This is a genomic window from Tsukamurella conjunctivitidis (genome assembly GCF_007858475.1).
GTDB lineage: Bacteria > Actinomycetota > Actinomycetes > Mycobacteriales > Mycobacteriaceae > Tsukamurella > Tsukamurella conjunctivitidis.
On record NZ_VIGX01000228.1, the window covers coordinates 1 to 558 of the forward strand.

Sequence of the window (558 nt, forward strand, 5' to 3'; positions counted from 1 at the left end):
GATGTGCACAGAGTGTTTATAGCGCATATGTACAGTAGGTGCAATTCTCTGGCGCGGTGACGGTCGGGCAGGGCTGGCGGGGTGACGTGGTGACGGGGTTCCTGGAGGGTGGGGGTCCCTCGGTCCCTCCCGCCACCAGCTGGCGTGGCGCTCGATGTCGGAGGCGTTGACCCTGACATGGTGTGAGGGTGTGTGCTGTTCGCGTGGACGACGACAAGGACGAGCTGCTGCGCATCGGGGTGTTCTCGGTGCTCTCGCGGATCAGCGTGCGGATGCTGCGCCACTACCAGCAGGAGGGGGTGCTGGAGCCGGTGTGGGTGGACACCTTCACCGGGTACCGCTACTATCACCCCTCCCAGCTGCGTGAGGCGGCAACCATCACGCAACTGCGCGACGCGGGACTGCCGGTTGCACAGATCGTGCGCGTGCTCGACCTCCTCGACGACCCACCCGGGGTGCGGGAGATCCTGGACGAACACCGCCACAGGCTCGAATCCGAGCAGGCGGCACTCGACCACCGCCTGGGCGCCCTGGACCTGTTCCAGTCACGACTCACGG

General features: G+C 66.3%; 1 protein-coding gene. It reads left to right on the forward strand.

Features of this window, described 5'->3' with window-relative positions; all coding sequences use genetic code 11:
* Window positions 1-203: 203 nt before the first annotated feature.
* On the forward strand, window positions 204-558 hold a 355-nt coding region (locus FK530_RS25175; RefSeq protein WP_231706802.1), incomplete at its 3' end, for a MerR family transcriptional regulator.